The following is a 16665-nucleotide window of genomic DNA, read 5'->3' as shown; positions in this document are numbered from 1 at the left end:
ACCGGGTCGGCTGGATCAGCGAGGGCGCGCTGGACTATCTGTGCCGCCGGCCGAGGCGTACGGCGTGGCCACGTTCTACGCGATGTTCTCGGTCCGGCCGCGCCCCGCGACCGTGCTCCATGTGTGCACGGACCTGGCGTGCGCGGCGTCCGGTGCGGCGGAGCTGTGCGCGGGAGTCGAGGCGCGGCTGGGACCCGGCAGCGGGGTGAGCGTGCGGCGGAGCCCGTGTCTGGGGCTGTGCGAACGGGCGCCGGCCGCGCTCGCGATCAAGGCCGGGGACCCGGTGCGTACGGCGGTGGCGGCGCCGGCGACCGTCGGGTCCGCCGTCCTCGCGGGGAGCGCGCCCGACTCGGCGGACGAGTTCCTCGACGCCTGCCGGGCCGCCGGCAAGGACATCCCGGCCCTCTGCCAGGGCGACACCCTCACCCCGAAGAACGCCTGCCGGGTCTGTGTGGTGGAGGTCGAGGGCGCGCGCACCCTCGTCCCCGCCTGCTCCCGCCGCGCCGAGCCCGGTAGGGCGGTGCGGACCGACACCGGGCGGGCCCGGCACAGCCGCAGGATCGTCCTCGAACTCCTCGCGTCCTCGGTCGACCTGTCGACGACCCCCGAGGTCGCCGGGTGGCTCAAGGAGTACGAGGCGGAACCGGACCGCTTCGGCCCGGACGCGGCCCGGCTGAACGAGGAACCGAGGATCGACAACGACCTCTACGTCCGCGACTACGCCAAGTGCGTCCTGTGCTACAAGTGCGTGGACGCCTGCGGCGACCAGTGGCAGAACATCTTCGCGATCTCCGTCACGGGGCGCGGGTTCGACGCGCGGATCGCCGTGGAGCACGACGTGCCGCTGACCGAATCGGCGTGCGTGTACTGCGGGAACTGCGTCGAGGTGTGCCCGACGGGCGCGCTGTCCTTCAAGTCGGAGTTCGACATGCGGAAGGCCGGCACCTGGGACGAGTCGGCGCAGACGGAGACGACGACGGTGTGCGCCTACTGCGGAGTGGGCTGCAACCTCACACTCCACGTGCAGGACAATGAGATCGTGAAGGTCACCTCGCCGCACGACAACCCGGTGACCCACGGCAACCTGTGCATCAAGGGCCGCTTCGGCTACCAGCACGTACAGAACCGGGACTGATCGGCACCGGTCGGGACAGGGGCAGGACATGGGACGAGTCACGGAACGACGCAAGGTGATCCGCATCCGGGACGGTGCGGTCTCCACGCGCCCGGACACCCTCGTCGCCGAGGAACCGATGGAGATCCGGCTGAACGGCAAGCCCCTCGCGATCACCATGCGCACCCCCGGCGACGACTTCGCGCTCGCCGCCGGGTTCCTGGTCAGCGAGGGCGTCCTCGCCGAGAAGTCCGACCTTCAGAACATCGTGTACTGCGCGGGCGCCACCGCCGACGGCTCCAACACGTACAACGTGGTGGACGTGCGGACGACCTCCGGCGTGGTGATCCCGGACATCACGCTCGAACGCAACGTCTACACCACGTCGTCCTGCGGGCTGTGCGGGAAGGCGTCCCTGGACGCGGTCCGTACGACGGCCCGCTGGCCCATGGACGACACGCACGGCGGTGACGCTCCCCCGGTCCGCCTCGACCCCGACCTCCTCGCGGGCCTCCCCGACCGGCTCCGCGCGGCCCAGCGGGTCTTCGACCGGACCGGAGGCCTGCACGCGGCGGCCCTGTTCACCGAGGACGGCGAGCTGCTCGACGTACGGGAGGACGTGGGCCGGCACAACGCGGTGGACAAGCTGGTCGGGCGGGCGCTCCAGAACGGGTCGCTGCCGCTGTCGCGGGCCGTGCTGCTGGTGTCGGGGCGGGCCTCCTTCGAGTTGGCGCAGAAGGCGGTGATGGCCGGGATCCCGGTCCTGGCGGCGGTGTCGGCGCCGTCGTCGCTGGCGGTGGACCTGGCCGCCGAGACGGGGTTGACCCTCGTCGGCTTCCTCCGGGGAGCCTCCATGAACGTGTACGCGGGTGAACACCGGATCGCCCTGCGGGCCACGGCCACCCAGGGCGGCTGACCGGCCTCCGCGACAGGGCTCCGCCGGTTCAGCCCCCACCCACCCGCACCCGGCAACGCACCGCGCACCCCCGAGCTACCAGGCGCCCGCTGACACACCACCCGCACGGTTCTTGTCGGCCCCTCCAACCCCCCGTACCGTCTGTGGCCGGACATCGGACATGGGACGTCCGACGTCCCCTCATCCGGACGCATGAAGGGCTGGCCGCACCGTGCCGTCAAGTCTTCGCGCACGTCTCAGATCCCCCCTCACCGCCCTGCTCACCGCCGTACTCACCACCTCCGCACTCCTCGCCCTCCCCCACCCCGCCGGAGCGGACGCCCGACCAGGGGCCGGCGCCCCCGAGTTCGAGCAACAGGTTCTCTTCAAGGCGTCCCAGGACCCCGGCTACGCCTGCTTCCGCATCCCGGCGATCGTGCGGAGCACGGCCGGAACCCTGCTGGCCTTCGCCGAGGGACGCGTCCTGAACTGCGGGGACGCGGCCGACATAGACCTCGTGTTGAAGCGGTCCACGGACGGCGGCCGCACCTGGGGCCCGCTCCTGGTCGTCAACGAGGGCGCCGGTGACACCCACGGCAACCCCGCCCCCGTCGTGGACCGGGAGACCGGCCGCATCGTGCTCGCGCAGACCTACAACACGGGCCGCACGGACAGCGCGAGCTGCGACGTGCCCTGTGACCGCACCCCTCACCTCCAGTACAGCGACGACGACGGACTGACCTGGTCCGAGCCGCGGTCGCTCGCCGACCGGATCCGCCCGGCCCACTGGAACTCCTGGTACGCCACCGGGCCGGTGCACGGCATCCAGCTCACCCGCGGCCGGCACGCGGGCCGGCTGGTCTTCGGGGTGAACGCCGAGACCTGGGCGGACGGCCGGATCTCCGCCAACCACGCGGCGCTCGTCACCAGCGACGACGGCGGGGAGACCTGGCGGATCGGCGCCACCGACACCTGGCCGATCGCCGCCGACGGAACGTTCCGGCAGAAGCCGTCGGAGCTGACGCTCACCGAACGCGCCGACGGCTCGGTCCTGGTGAGCGGGCGCGAGCAGGACGGCACCGACCTCGGGCACCGCAGCCAGACGGTCAGCCGGGACGGCGGTCGCGGCTTCGCCTCCCCGTTCCGGGCGCTCCCGGACCTGTACATGCCCCAGGTGCAGGGCTCCGTGCTGCGGCTCGGCGACCGCATGCTGCTGGCCGGGCCCGCCGACCCGGACCGCCGCCGGACCATGGCGATCCGTTCCTCGTACGACGACGGCCGCACCTGGGAGAGCGTGGACCGGGGCACGGTCGTCACCACCGACTGGTCCGGCTACTCGGACCTGGTGCGGATCGGCCGCGGCGCCGACGGCTCCGGCGACGTGGTGGGGCTGCTGTACGAGGGCGGTGCCGTCGACGCCCGCGACGAGATCCGCTTCGCCCGGTTCACCGAGGACTGGCTGAAGCCGCGCCGGGGCCCCGACCCGACGACTCCCGACCGGGCACCCGGCGGTGGGCGGGCCGCCGTGCTCGGGGGTGCGCGGCCCACGGACGGGGCGTTCGGGGGCGCGATCGCGTTCGACGGCGCCGACGACGCCGTACGACTGCCGTACCGGTCCCGGCTGCCGCTGCGCGACAAGGAGTTCACCGCGTCGCTCTGGTTCCGCTACACGGCGGCCACCGGGGAGCATCCGCTGCTGTGGATGGGCGGGGTCGGGACCACACAGCCCCAGGTGTGGGTGCGCGGTGAGCCGGCGTCGGGGAGGCTGACGGGGCTGATGACCGTGCGGGACGGGGCCGCGCCGCCGAAGAGCGTCTCGGTGCGGTCGACGGGCGCGTACAACGACGGGCGGTGGCACCATCTGGCGCTGCGACGCGGCGGCGGGCAGCTGACGCTGTTCGTGGACGGGACGCGGTCCGCCGTCACCGACGTCACCGGATCGGTCAGCCGGAACTCGCCGTTCGGAGTGCATCTCGGGCAACGCGTGGACAGCCGGGTGCACTTCACCGGGGCACTCGACGAAGTCCTCGTCGTCGACCGGGCGTTGAGCGACGACGAGGTGGCCGGTCTGCGGACCGGGGACACGGCCGCGCGGCGCGGCGCGATCCTGTGGCTGCCCATGGACCGCGTGGAGCGGGGCCACTAACGTCCCTCCCGTGCAGGGCGACGCGGGAGCACGACGGCGGACGGGGGCGGGACCGGTCATCGTTCTGGCACTGGTCCTCGCCCTCGCGGCCGTGCTGCTCACCGCCCTCCCGGACGACGACCGGGAGGGCGGCCGCACCTGCACGGCCCGCACCGTCCGGGACTGGGCCCCGGACGAGCCCCTGACCGGCGAGTTCGCCCGCTACGGTGACGACGCGACCCGCACCGACGACTGGACCGGCGGCGACGGCACCCACTCGGTGCGCCTGCCCGACGGGCGGGTGCTGTGGCTGTTCTCCGACACCTATCTGGGCCCGGTGCACGCACCGCCCAACCCGGTCGGCGAGTCCGTGGCCTGGCGGGACGTCGCGACGCCGCTGATGCGCAACTCGGCCGTCGTGATGTCCCCCTCGGGCCGGCTGGAGTCCACGCTCCCGGCCCCCGTCTTCCCGGACCCCGCCCCGCGGCAGTGGCGCTGGCCGGTGGCCGCCCGGGTCGAGCCCCGCTCCCCCGGCTCCGCCGAGAAGGTCGTCCGGGTGCTGCTGTGGACGCGTACGACGGGTCAGGCGCCCTGGATCTACGGGGTGCCCACGGCCACCGAGGTGGCCACCCTGTCGCTGCCCGCACTGCGCCTGGAGGGGGTCACGACGGTCCTCGACCAGGCGTCGGTCGCCGATCCCGCCCGGCGGGTGCTGTTCGGGACGACGGCCGTCGACACGGGCGACTGGACGTACGTCTTCGGCGGCACCGACGCCCAGGCCGCCTCCCGGCCGACCTCCCACGCGTATGTCGCCCGGGTGCCGCGCGGCAGGCTCGGGCAGCCGGGCGCGTGGGAGTACTGGGACGGCTCACGGTGGGCGGTGCGGGGGCGGCCCGCGGCGGTACTGGGCGACGGCGAGGACAAGGGCGTCGGCAGCGCCTTCAGCGTCGTCCGGGACGGGCGCACCTATGTGCTGTTCACCATGGCCGCCGGGACCGAGGGCCTGACGACCGTCACCGCGTACTGGGCCTGCTCCCCCACCGGGCCCTGGCACGGGCCCACGAAGGGGTTCGGCCCGCCGCTGCCGGGGGACGGGGTCGCGGCGTACAACCCGCAGGCGCACGAGGCGCTCGGCGGCGACGGGCGCCTCGTCCTCAGCTACGACGTCAACTGGCTGGACGCGAACGCGGCGGCGGCACAGCTGAACATCACGCGGAATGTGTCCCTGTACCGACCGCGGTTCGTGTCCCTCCGTCTGGCCGCTCCGTGACCTCCGCCGCCTCGGGGTCGTGCGAGCGGCGCTTGGCGATGACCGCGCAGACCATGAGCTGCATCTGGTGGAACAGCATCAGCGGGAGCACCGCGAGGGACGCCTCGGCGCCGAAGAGGACGCTCGCCATGGGCAGTCCGGAGGCGAGGGACTTCTTGGAGCCGGCGAACTGGATGGCGATCCGGTCGGCCCGGTCGAAGCGCAGGAGCTTCGCGCCGTACCAGGTGAGCGTGAGCATCACGGCGAGGAGCACCGCCTCGACGACCAGCAGTCCACCGAGCCGCAGCGGGCTGACCTGGCTCCAGATGCCGCGCACCATGCCCTCGCTGAACGCGACGTAGACGACGAGGAGGATCGAGGCGCGGTCGACGAGGCCGAGGATCCGCTTGTGCCGGGTGACGAAATCGCCGATCCAGCGGCGGGCGAGCTGTCCGGCGACGAACGGCACCAGCAGCTGGAGCACGATCTTCCAGACCGCGTCGGCGGAGAAGCCGCCCACGCTGCCGCCGAGCAGGCTCGCCGCGAGCAGCGGGGTGATGACGATGCCGGCGAGGGAGGAGAAGGAGCCCGCGCAGATCGCGGCGGGAACGTTCCCTCGGGCCATCGAGGTGAACGCGATCGACGACTGGATGGTCGACGGGACCAGGGTGAGGAAGAGCAGCCCCGTGTAGAGGGAGTGGCTCAGGAACACCGGTTCGAGGCCCCGGGCGGCCAGTCCCAGCAGCGGGAAGACGACGAACGTGCAGGCCAGGACCGTGACATGGAGCCGCCAGTGCTTGAGGCCGTCGAGGGCCTCACGGGTGGAGAGCCGGGCGCCGTAGAGGAAGAACAGGAAGGCGATCGCGGCCGTGGACGCGCCGGAGGCGACCTCGGCGGCGGTGCCCCGCGCCGGGAGGAGCGCCGCGAGGCCCACCGTCCCGAGCAACAGCAGGATGTACGGGTCGATCGGCATCCAACTCGGCCAGCGCAGGCGTTTCACGGTGCTCCACGTGCTTTCGATCGGAGGTGCGGCGGGGGCCGGCAAGCCCCTCTCCATGCTCCTCTCCCCCTTCGTGATCGGGAATCCGTCATACGGCTCTGACTGCCATCGCGTTTCATGATGACCGGAGTAGGGTGCCCCTCATGTACGACCCCACGCACCTGCGGACGTTCCTCGCCGTGGCGCAGACGCTGAGCTTCACGCAGGCGGCGCGGCGGCTGGGGCTGCGCCAGTCCACGGTCAGCCAGCATGTGCGCCGTCTGGAGGACGCGGCCGGACGGCAGCTGTTCACCCGGGACACGCACTCGGTGGAGCTGACGGAGGACGGTGAGGCGATGCTGGGGTTCGCGCGCCGTCTGCTGGAGGTGCACGAGCAGGCGACGGCGTTCTTCACCGGGACCCGGCTGCGCGGCCGGCTGCGCTTCGGCGCGTCGGAGGACTTCGTGCTGACCCGGCTGCCGGAGATCCTGGAGGGCTTCCGGCACGACCACCCCGAGGTCGACCTGGAGCTGACGGTCGAGCTGTCCGGCACGCTCCACGAGCAGCTGGCGACGGGCAAGCTCGACCTGGTGCTGGCGAAACGGCGCCCCGAGGACCCGCGCGGCGAGCCGGTCTGGACGGACCGGCTGGTGTGGATCGGCGCGGAGCGGCTGCGTCTCGACCCCGACCGCCCGGTCCCACTGATCGTCTACCCGCCGCCGGGCATCACCCGCGCGCTGGCCCTGGAGGCACTGGAGCGGGAGGGCCGCGCCTGGCGGGTGGCCTGCACCAGCGGCAGTCTCAACGGCCTGATCGCCGCCGCCCGCGCGGGCCTCGGTGTGATGGCTCATTCCCGTCGTCTGGTGCCCCCCGGTCTGGTCCGGGTGCCCGAGCGGGCGGGGCTGCCGGAGCTGGGCGAGGTCGACTTCGTTCTCGTGCACGGACGGCGGCCGGGAGCGGCGGCGAGCGCGGCGGACGCGCTGGCCGCGGCGGTCCTCTCCGGCGGCGACCGCCTCCACGGCCGGGCCCACGGGGTGTGACGGCACGTGCCCGACCGCGCTGGAACCGATGTCGGTCCGGGCGACCGGAGGCCGTCGTGGCCGGCCGTGAAGCGGCGCGACCCGGCCCCGGTGGCGGCCGTAAGCGGGTCGTACAGATTCGGTGGAGATTACGGTGCCGAAACCTACTGCGCCGTAAGGAGTTTCGCCCGAACTCCGCCCGTCTGCGCACCTTCTCCGGCACCCGCTCGTACTGATCTTGCCGATTCGTCCCCTCCGATTCCCCTCCCATCCCGGCTCCCGGTGAGGTAGCTTTCACGCGCTGTGCGGAGCGCCACGAGGAGCGGGTTTGCGCGAGTTCACCAACCCTCCGTTGGCGTCGGCGCCGCCGGTGGGCGGTCTGGCCGACGTCGTCTTCGAGTACGCCCAGGAGGACCCGACGTACATCGCGCTCGGCCGCAAGGACGAGCGGGGCGAGTGGCGCGACGTGACCTCCGCCGAGTTCCGCGACGAGGTGCTGGCGCTGGCCAAGGGCCTGCTGTCGCAGGGGGTCCGGTTCGGCGACCGGGTCGCCATCATGTGCCGCACCCGGTACGAGTGGACCCTGTTCGACTACGCCCTGTGGACGATCGGCGCCCAGGTCGTCCCCGTCTACCCGACCTCCTCCGCCGAGCAGGTCTTCTGGATGCTGTACGACTCCCAGTGCACGGCCGCCATGGTCGAGCACGAGGACCACGCGATGACCATCGCCACGGTCATCGACCGGCTGCCGCAGCTGCGCCGGCTGTGGCAGCTGGACGCGGGCGCCGTGGAGGAGCTGTACGAGTCGGGCGCCCAGCTCGACGACGAGGTGGTGCACCGGCACCGGCGGGCGGTGACCCCGGAGTCGGTCGCGACGATCATCTACACGTCCGGCACCACGGGCCGCCCCAAGGGCTGTGTCATCTCCCACGCCAACTTCATGGTCGAGGCGGACACGGTCATCGAGCGCTGGGCACCGCTGTTCGAGTCCCGCAGGGGCCAGGAGCCGGCGACCCTGCTGTTCCTGCCGCTCGCGCACGTCTTCGGGCGGATGGTGCAGGTGGCCGGGATCCGGGGCAAGGTGAAGTTCGGGCACCAGCCGCAGCTGAGCGCGGCCGTGCTGCTGCCGGACCTGGCCGCCTTCAGGCCGACGTTCTTCCTCGCGGTGCCGTACATCTTCGAGAAGGTGTTCAACGCGAGCCGGCGCAAGGCCGAGCGGGAGGGCAGGGCGGGCCCGTTCGAGAAGGCCGTCGAGGTCGCCGTGAAGTACGCGGACGCGATGGAGGCGAAGGCCTGGGGCGTCGGGCCCGGCCCCTCGGCGGGCCTCAGGGTGCAGCACCAGTTCTTCGACAAGGTCGTCTACGCGAAGATCCGGGAGGCCATGGGCGGCCGGATCAAGTACGCGATGTCCGGTGGCTCGGCGATGGACCGCCGGCTCGGCCTGTTCTACGCGGGCGCCGGCATCCACATCTACGAGGGGTACGGGCTGACGGAGTGCACGGCGGCCGCGACGGCGAACCCGCCCGAGCGCACCCGGTACGGCACCGTCGGCCAGCCCATCCCGGGCATGACCGTGCACATCGCGGACGACGGCGAGGTCTGGCTGCGCGGCCCCAATGTCTTCCAGGGGTACCTCAACAACCCCAAGGCCACCGACGAGACCCTGCACGACGGCTGGCTCGCCACCGGGGACCTGGGCGCCCTCGACGAGGACGGCTACCTCACGATCACCGGGCGCAAGAAGGAGATCCTGGTGACCTCGGGCGGCAAGAGCGTCTCCCCGGCGATCCTGGAGGAGCGGGTGCGGGACCATCCGCTGGTCGCCCAGTGCATCGTCGTCGGCAACGACCGGCCGTACATCGCCGCGCTCGTCACCCTCGACGCGGAGGCGGTCGAGCACTGGATCCAGATGCACGGCAAGCCGAAGCTGTCACCGGCCGACCTGGTGCGCGACCCGGAGCTGGAGACCGAGGTGCGGCGGGCGGTGGTCGCCGCCAACACCCTGGTCTCGCAGGCCGAGTCGATCCGCACCTTCCGGATACTGGCGCACCAGTTCACCGAGGAGCAGGGTCTGCTGACGCCGTCGCTGAAGCTGAAGCGGAAGGCGATCGAGAAGACGTACGCGAAGGAGGTGGAGGCGCTGTACCGGGCGTGAGAGCGCCGGGAACCCGCCCGCGCTCCTTCGCGCACCCAGGTCAGACCAACTGGTAGCCCCACATGTTCCGCAGCGAGCCCGAGGTGTCGCCGGAGTCGTGCAGGGGCGCCAGGCCGGTACGGCCGACGCGGCGGCCGTGCCGCCGAGTGCGGCGCCGAGGAGGGTCCTGCGTGGGGGGTCATGGCCGTCCATTCACGTACGTGACCGGAGTTCAGCGATGCACGTCGGAACGGTGTCGGATCCATTTCCGGCCATTCTGCGATTCGGCGGGCGAGCGGGCCGCTCAGGAATGCATCGCGCGCCGTGATCGTTGACGATGGGAAGCACCAACCGACGACTTTAAGGATCGAGAGCTCGTGAGCAGCAAGGTCCCCCCGATCATCCTGAACAACGGCGTCGAGATGCCCCAGCTGGGCTTCGGCGTCTGGCAGGTGCCGGACGACGAGGCCGAGCAGGCCGTCGGCACGGCGCTGGAGGCCGGCTACCGCAGCATCGACACGGCCGCGATCTACGGCAACGAGCGGGGCACCGGCAAGGCGCTCGCCGCCTCCGGAGTCCCCCGCAAGGACCTCTTCGTCACCACCAAGCTCTGGAACACCGACCAGGGCTACGACGCCACGCTCCGTGCCTTCGACGAGTCGCTGGACAAGCTCGGCCTGGAGTACGTGGACCTGTACCTGATCCACTGGCCGATCCCGGCCCGAGGCACCTACGTCGACACGTACAAGGCGTTCGAGAAGCTGTACGCCGACGGCCGCGCGCGGGCCATCGGTGTCTCCAACTTCCTTCCGGAGCACCTGGAGACGCTGATCGAGGCGACCAGCGTCATCCCGGCGGTCAACCAGATCGAGCTGCACCCCCACCTCCAGCAGCACGCCTCCCGCGAGTTTCACGCGGAGCAGGGCATCGCCACCGAGGCCTGGTCGCCGCTCGGCCAGGGCAAGGGCCTGCTGGAGGTCCCGGCGATCATCGCCATCGCGCAGAAGCACGGCCGCACCCCGGCCCAGATCGTGCTGCGCTGGCACCTCCAGCTGGGCAACGTGGTCATCCCCAAGTCGGTGACCCCGTCCCGTATCAAGGAGAACATCGAGGTCTTCGACTTCTCCCTGGACATCGAGGACATCGCCGCGATCAGCGCGCTGAACGAGGACCGCCGCATCGGTCCCGACCCGGCGACCTTCGACATGGGCTGAGACACGGCCCGAGGCATGGCCTGAGGTCCACCGCGGCCGAGGCCGACCGACGAAACCGCCCGCCGGAGATGCTCCGGCGGGCGGTTTCGTGTGCCACGGGCGTGCACCGCCGCCGCGCTCGCGTCACGCGCGGGCGAGGTGGACCGTGTGGGCCGCGAGGACGAACAGATCGGGGCGGTGGTGGAGGCTCGCCTTGTCGTCGGGATCCAGGAGCCGGTCCAGGGTGGAGAGGTCGGACGGGTCGAGGTGGTCCGCGTACTCCGCGAGGGTCTCCCGGCGCCGCCGGAAGAGGGTGAGGGCGTGGGCGCGCGCCGCCTCCGACACCGGGGCCGGCAGGTCCAGCAGGAAGGTGCGGGAGGTCGCGTCGCGCAGGCCCGCGGCGGTGAGCAGGCCCGGCCAGTCCTCCGCCTCCGCGACCGTGCCGGGCAGGGCGGCCCGCATCTCGCCGAACCACAGCTCCTCGACCGCGTCGAGCCGGGACTGGAGTCCGGGGCGGCCGATGCCGATGTCCCGCGGCAGGAACCGCGTGGGCAGCCCGCCCTCGACGAGCGCCAGCACCCCGCCCGGGGCCAGCCGCTCGGCGAAGGCGGCGAGGCCGGCCCGCTGGTCGCCGAGGTGGTGCAAACTGCGGCTCGCCCACAGCACATCCACGGGGTACTCCAACTCGGCCAGACCCGCGGGGAGGTCCGCCTCCAGGGTGGCGAACCGGTCGGCCACGCCGAGGCGTTCCGCCCGGGACCGGGCCCGCTCCAGCAGCGGCCCCGAGCCGTCCACCGCGACGATCCGGGCGCCGGGGAACGTCTCGGCGAGCAGCGTGCTCACCACCCCCGGACCGCTGCCCGCGTCGACGACGAGCCCGGGCTCCGGCTGCCGCTCGGCCACCCAGGCGGCGGCCTGGCGGTTCAGCGGCGCGAACAGCTCCGCCTGCTCCTCCAGGTGCTCGGCCAGCTCGGCCCAGTCGATGTCGGTGTGGTCGTGACGCCCGTGCCCGTGTCCGTGGCCCTGGCCGTGGCCGTGGCCGTGGCCGTGCTGGTGGTCGTGTCCCATGGTGGTGAGCCTCTCTTCCGGTTGCCGTCAGCCTGCGCCGACGCCCCACCGAACGGCAACCTCCCTTGCCGTAACGGCAAACTCTCCCGGCTGCGGACGCTCCGGGCCTCAGCCCTGGTCGGCGGCCCGGTAGACGCAGACGTTCACACCGGTGGGGCTCGTGACCGTGGAGACCAGCTTCAGGGTGTGCTTGGCGCCGCCGTCGGGGAAGATCGTCTTTCCGCCGCCGAGGACGACCGGCATGACCATCAGCCGCAGCTCGTCGACGAGGCCCTCGTGCAGGAGGGTCCGGGCGAGGCCGGCGCTGCCCATGACGAGCAGGTCGCCGCCCTCGCTCTCGCGCAGTTTGCGGATGTGGGCGACGGCTTCCTCACCGGGGACGCGGGTGGTGTTCCACGTCAGCTCGTCGTCGCCGAGGGTGCTGGAGACCACGTACTTGGGGAGGGCGTTGATCCGGTCGGCGAAGGGGTCACCGGCACGCTCGGGCCAGGCCCCGGACATCGCCTGCCAGGTGCGGCGCCCGTACAGCAGCGCGTCGGCCGCGCGCAGCGCCTCGTCCCAGGCCCCGCCGACCACCTCCGGGTCGAAGAACTCCTGCGTCCAGCCGCCGTGGGCGAAGCCGCCGTCGGTGTCCTCCTCGGGGCCGCCGGGGGCCTGCACGACGCCGTCCAGGCTCATGAACTCGGTGATGACGATGCGCATGGGATGGTCTCCTCGTCCGCTCAGGTGTTACGGGGATGAAGACCGGCGTCCCGTCCGGAAGTCATCGCCGTGACCCACCCACGTCTCGGTGACGTGCGTCACACCACCATGCCACCGCAACGGCCACGGCCGCCCGCCCCCGTGGTGAAGGGGGGCGGGCGGCCGTCGCCGGTGCGGGTGTGCCGTGCGGCCGGACCCGCCAGGGGGTGGGGGAAGTGCGCGCCCCTGGCGGATCCTCTCAGCCGGCGAAGGTCACAGCGCCGGGTACGCGTTCCGCATCAGCTCCTGGAACTGGGCGGAGAACCAGTGCCCGGACAGCGGCGCGTTGCCCAGGGCACCGGACATGTTGTTGTTGTTCCGCGGGTTGCCCGTGTACGTCGGGTCGCACATCCGGTCGAAGCCCTTGCCCTCGTCGTTCGGGATCTGGGAGCTGGCCCCGTCGGACTCGCCCGGGGGCTTCATCCACACGTAGGCGTCGATCCCCGGCGCCGGGGCCGCCTGCGGACGTTCGCCGAGACCGGCTCCGGACTGGTTGCACCAGTTGCCGGTGTTGAAGCGGCGGTCGTAGCGCCCGCCGTCGATGTACGTGTCCACGGTGGTCTTCGCGCCCGGCCCGGTGGGCCGGGCGGCGCCGCCCCAGCCGTTGCGGGAGGTGTCGATCAGCATGCCGACGTTCGAGTTGAAGCCGGCCGAGACTGCCTGGGCCCGGAACGCCTGGGCGAAGGACAGCTCGTCGACGTAGCGGTTCCAGTCGAGCCACTTCGACTCGCGGACCGACTTACTGCCCACGGTGTCGTTGATGGTGAAGTTGTTCTCCTTCAGGGCGCTGTAGTTCGCCGTGTTGGTGATGAAGCCGTGGACGTCGTTCACCGTGGCGCCCTCGGCGGTCGCCGCCTCCTTCATGATGGCGGCGGAGGGGCCGAAGTTGTCGTCCCAGCCGAGCCAGCCATGGTGGCCGGCGTCGACGTAGTTGTAGACGTTGGGGACGTCACCCAGCTTGTTGAGCGCGTAACCGACACCCTTGATGTAGTTGCCGTTGGCCTTCATCACGTCGCACTGGGGCACGGCCGTCGGGCGGCTGCCGACGTTGGTGACGAGGTTGGGCAGCGAGTCGATCTCGACCGTGGTGACGATCCGCAGGCCGGCGTACTTGGAGTCGGCGAGGATCGCCTTGATCGGGTCGATGTACTGCGTCTTGTACTTGTCGATCTCCGTGGGGCCCAGCTCACCGTTGGAGGCGAGGGCCGAGCAGTCGCGGCCGGGCAGGTTGTAGATCACCAACTGGACGACGAGTTCGCCCGAGCCCTTCTGCCGCAGCGCCTCGTCGAGGTGGGCCCGCAGCCCCATCTTGCCGCCCGCGCCCGCGATGGCGGCGGTGCGGTCCAGCCACACACCGGTGGGCTGGTTGGCGATCCGGCTGCCGCCCGGCTCGGCGGCGGCGTTCGCGGACCACTCCGGGTTCACGTACACCTTGGCGCCGGCGTACGGGTTGTCCACCCGCGAGCCGGGGTTGCCCGGGCCCGGCTCGCCCGGACCGCCGCCGCCGTCGTCGACGTTGCAGGTGACACCGTCCAGCGTGAAGGTCGCCGGGAGGGCGTTGGAGCCGCTGTAGGAGGCGTTGAAGCCGAAGCTGACCGACCCGCCGGTGGGGAGCGACCCGTTGTACGTCTCGTTGGACGCCGTCACCGCGCTGCCACTCTGGGAGATCTTCGCGTTCCAGCCGTTGCCCACCCGCTGGTTGCCCGCGTACGACCACTTCGCTGACCACGAGGACTTCGCGGCGCCGTTGTTGGTGATCGTGACGGCGGCGGTGAAGCCGGTGGACCACTGGTTCTGCACCTTGTAGTCGACGGTGCAGGGGATCGCCCGGATGCCGGAGTCGTCCGGCACGGCGGCCACCGCGGTCCCGGCGGCGCCGGCGACCAGCGCCATCGCCGCGAGGAGTGCTGTTCTGGTACGGCTCATGAGTGCGGGTTTCCTCTTCCGTAGTGGGGTGTACGTGGAGGTTCCGTAGGGGGTCGTGCGGGGTGCCCGTCCGCCGGGGCGGCGCGGACGCTCGCTCGGCCCGACGCCCGACGACGTGGGACTGTCGTCGCGGGCGGGGTTCAGGCCGGGCCGGCGTGAGCCGGCCGTGTGCTCCGGTTCCGGCCCGGGCGAAAAGCGGATCGCCACGGGGCGGGGTGGGTCGGTTCCACGGCCGCGGACCCAGGTCGCAGGTGTCCGCGAACCCGCCGGACGACCCTGTCGCCGGGCAGCTCGAACACCGGCGGCCCGTCACCGTCCGGCGGGACGAGCCCGCTCACGGAGACGAGTAAAAGACCTGAACGCGGAGGGTGGCGCATGAGCGACTCCTTGCAGATCGGGCGCGCCGTGACGGCCGCGCCGACTGGTGGAACCGCTCCCACTGGTGCTGGTGAAGGTAGCGCCAAGCGCCGGTAAAAGACAGGGGTGTTGCGTTATTGCCCACCACAAATCTTTTCGCCCGTCGTCGAATCTTTTCGACTCTTCAAGCACCTTGACCGTCTGCACCCCTCTCCTCAATATGGGAGCGCTCCCACTGGTTCAAGGCTTGTTGTTGCTGCTCCGCCCCCACCTTCGTAAGAGCCGCACGGAAGGAACCAGAGCATGCACCCCAGACGCGGACGCCGTACCGCACGGCGCCTGTGGACCGCCGTGGTCGCGGCCCTCGCTCTTCCCCTGACGATGCTGGGCACGGGATCGTCCCCCGCCGCCGCGGCGGCCGTGGCCTGCAACGTCGACTACAAGACCAATGACTGGGGCTCGGGCTTCACCGCCGAGCTGACCCTCACCAACCGGGGCACCGAGGCCATCAACGGCTGGACCCTGACGTACTCCTACGCGGGCAACCAGACGCTCACCGGCGGCTGGAGCGGCAGCTGGTCACAGTCCGGCAAGGCGGTGACCGCGAAGAACGCGTCCTGGAACGGCACCATCGCCGTCGGGGCCTCGGTGAGCACCGGCGCCCAGTTCACCTACAGCGGCACGAACACCGCGCCGACCAGCTTCGCGATCAACGGCACCGCGTGTGTCGGCGCCCACCAGCCGCCGATCACCGTGCTGACCAGCCCGACCGCGGGTGCCACGTACTCGCAGGGCGACCCGGTGCCGATGGCGGCCACCGCGGCGGCCGCGGACAACGCGACCGTCACCAAGGTGGAGTTCTACGACGACACCAAGCTGCTGGGCACGGACACGACCTCGCCGTACACCTTCTCGGCCACCGGTCTGTCCGTGGGCAGCCACTCGCTGGTCGCCAAGGCGTACGACAGCCTGGGCGCGTCGGCGGACTCCGCGCCGGTCGGCATCACGGTCGCCTCGGGCCCCGCGGTGGTGGTCTCACCGACGCAACTGGGCGTGCAGCAGGGCAAGACGGGCACGTACGACGTGAAGCTCTCGACCCAGCCGTCGGGCAATGTGACGGTGACGACCGCGCGGGCCTCCGGCAACTCCGGCCTGTCGGTCACGGGTGGCGCGTCGCTGACCTTCACGCCGTCGAACTGGAACACGGCCCAGAAGGTGACCGTCACGGCCGACTCCTCGGGCACGGGCTCGGCGGTCTTCGAGTCGACGGCCACCGGCCACGCCAAGGCCTCGGTGACGGTGACGCAGCTGGCGGGGTCGAAGGTGTACGACGCCCGCTTCCTGGAGCTCTACGGCAAGATCACCAACCCGGCGAACGGCTACTTCTCCCCCGAGGGCATCCCGTACCACTCGGTGGAGACGCTGATCGTCGAGGCGCCGGACCACGGCCATGAGACCACCTCGGAGGCGTACAGCTACCTCCTGTGGCTCCAGGCCATGTACGGCAAGGTCACGGGCGACTGGTCCAAGTTCAACGGCGCCTGGGAGATCATGGAGAAGTACATGATCCCCACCAAGGCCGACCAGCCGACCAACTCCTTCTACCAGGCGAACAAGCCGGCGACGTACGCCCCCGAGCACGACACCCCCAATGAGTACCCGGCGCAGCTCAACACGTCGGTCTCGGTCGGCTCGGACCCCATCGCCGCGGAGCTGAAGAGCGCCTACAACACGGACGACATCTACGGCATGCACTGGTTGCAGGACGTGGACAACGTCTACGGCTACGGCAACTCGCCGGGCAAGTGCGAGGCCGGACCGGCCGACACCGGCCCGTCGTACATCAACACCTTCCAGCGCGGACC

General features: G+C 71.6%; 12 protein-coding genes. 8 read left to right on the top strand and 4 right to left on the bottom strand.

The window, feature by feature from the left end; translation table 11 throughout:
- Window positions 1-82: 82 nt before the first annotated feature.
- From SMA5143A_RS04460 to SMA5143A_RS04445, 4 genes are all read left to right on the top strand, one after another.
- Window positions 83-1135 (top strand): 2Fe-2S iron-sulfur cluster-binding protein, encoded by a 1053-nt coding sequence (locus SMA5143A_RS04460; RefSeq protein ID WP_258193349.1) that lies wholly within the window; start codon window positions 83-85, stop codon window positions 1133-1135.
- Between the two features lie 28 nt (window positions 1136-1163).
- A complete protein-coding gene (gene fdhD, locus SMA5143A_RS04455; RefSeq protein WP_107461613.1) occupies window positions 1164-2030 on the top strand; it encodes a formate dehydrogenase accessory sulfurtransferase FdhD in 867 nt (288 codons plus the stop codon).
- A gap of 211 nt (window positions 2031-2241) precedes the next feature.
- Window positions 2242-4155, top strand: a complete 1914-nt coding sequence (locus SMA5143A_RS04450) for a sialidase family protein (protein ID WP_107461612.1) — start codon at window positions 2242-2244, stop codon at window positions 4153-4155.
- A gap of 10 nt (window positions 4156-4165) precedes the next feature.
- On the top strand, window positions 4166-5404 hold the full coding sequence (locus tag SMA5143A_RS04445; protein ID WP_107461611.1) for a DUF4185 domain-containing protein: 1239 nt from the start codon (window positions 4166-4168) through the stop codon (window positions 5402-5404).
- Here SMA5143A_RS04445 and SMA5143A_RS04440 read toward each other — a convergent pair.
- Complete coding sequence (locus tag SMA5143A_RS04440) at window positions 5343-6383, bottom strand: bile acid:sodium symporter family protein (protein ID WP_107461775.1); 1041 nt, start codon at window positions 6381-6383, stop codon at window positions 5343-5345. The genes SMA5143A_RS04445 and SMA5143A_RS04440 overlap by 62 nt on opposite strands.
- Window positions 6384-6526: 143 nt before the next feature.
- Here SMA5143A_RS04440 and SMA5143A_RS04435 point away from each other — a divergent pair, with 143 nt between their 5' ends.
- The 3 genes from SMA5143A_RS04435 (at window position 6527) to SMA5143A_RS04425 (ending at window position 10729) form a co-directional block, all read left to right on the top strand.
- Window positions 6527-7402, top strand: a complete 876-nt coding sequence (locus SMA5143A_RS04435) for a LysR substrate-binding domain-containing protein (protein ID WP_107461774.1) — start codon at window positions 6527-6529, stop codon at window positions 7400-7402.
- A gap of 307 nt (window positions 7403-7709) precedes the next feature.
- On the top strand, window positions 7710-9536 hold the full coding sequence (locus tag SMA5143A_RS04430) for an AMP-dependent synthetase/ligase (RefSeq protein ID WP_107461610.1): 1827 nt from the start codon (window positions 7710-7712) through the stop codon (window positions 9534-9536).
- A 356-nt stretch (window positions 9537-9892) separates the two neighbouring features.
- Complete coding sequence (locus SMA5143A_RS04425) at window positions 9893-10729, top strand: aldo/keto reductase (protein ID WP_107461609.1); 837 nt, start codon at window positions 9893-9895, stop codon at window positions 10727-10729.
- Window positions 10730-10852: 123 nt separating this feature from the next.
- Here SMA5143A_RS04425 and SMA5143A_RS04420 read toward each other — a convergent pair whose 3' ends face one another.
- The 3 genes from SMA5143A_RS04420 to SMA5143A_RS04410 form a co-directional block, all read right to left on the bottom strand.
- A complete protein-coding gene (locus SMA5143A_RS04420) occupies window positions 10853-11776 on the bottom strand; it encodes a class I SAM-dependent methyltransferase (RefSeq protein WP_107461608.1) in 924 nt (307 codons plus the stop codon).
- A gap of 108 nt (window positions 11777-11884) precedes the next feature.
- Window positions 11885-12478 carry a dihydrofolate reductase family protein gene (locus SMA5143A_RS04415; protein ID WP_107461607.1) on the bottom strand — a complete coding sequence of 198 codons (594 nt, stop codon included), beginning with the start codon at window positions 12476-12478 and terminating at the stop codon, window positions 11885-11887.
- Window positions 12479-12730: 252 nt separating this feature from the next.
- Window positions 12731-14443 (bottom strand): glycoside hydrolase family 6 protein, encoded by a 1713-nt coding sequence (locus tag SMA5143A_RS04410; protein WP_107461606.1) that lies wholly within the window; start codon window positions 14441-14443, stop codon window positions 12731-12733.
- A gap of 660 nt (window positions 14444-15103) precedes the next feature.
- On the opposite strand from SMA5143A_RS04410, the gene SMA5143A_RS04405 reads away from it, so the two are divergent.
- The coding region (locus SMA5143A_RS04405; protein WP_181361726.1) for a glycoside hydrolase family 48 protein at window positions 15104-16665 on the top strand (1562 nt) is incomplete at its 3' end.

The organism is Streptomyces sp. MA5143a (assembly GCF_900290235.1).
Lineage (GTDB): Bacteria > Actinomycetota > Actinomycetes > Streptomycetales > Streptomycetaceae > Streptomyces.
This window is presented reverse-complemented; position numbering and strand designations above follow the sequence as displayed.

Coding starts and splice junctions, on each gene's coding strand:
- SMA5143A_RS04460 (WP_258193349.1), top strand. CDS start 83: ATGTTCTCGGTCCGGCCGCGCCCCGCGACCGTGCTCCATGTGTGCACG.
- fdhD (WP_107461613.1), top strand. CDS start 1,164: ATGGGACGAGTCACGGAACGACGCAAGGTGATCCGCATCCGGGACGGT.
- SMA5143A_RS04435 (WP_107461774.1), top strand. CDS start 6,527: ATGTACGACCCCACGCACCTGCGGACGTTCCTCGCCGTGGCGCAGACG.
- SMA5143A_RS04420 (WP_107461608.1), bottom strand. CDS start 11,776: ATGGGACACGACCACCAGCACGGCCACGGCCACGGCCACGGCCAGGGC.
- SMA5143A_RS04415 (WP_107461607.1), bottom strand. CDS start 12,478: ATGCGCATCGTCATCACCGAGTTCATGAGCCTGGACGGCGTCGTGCAG.
- SMA5143A_RS04410 (WP_107461606.1), bottom strand. CDS start 14,443: ATGAGCCGTACCAGAACAGCACTCCTCGCGGCGATGGCGCTGGTCGCC.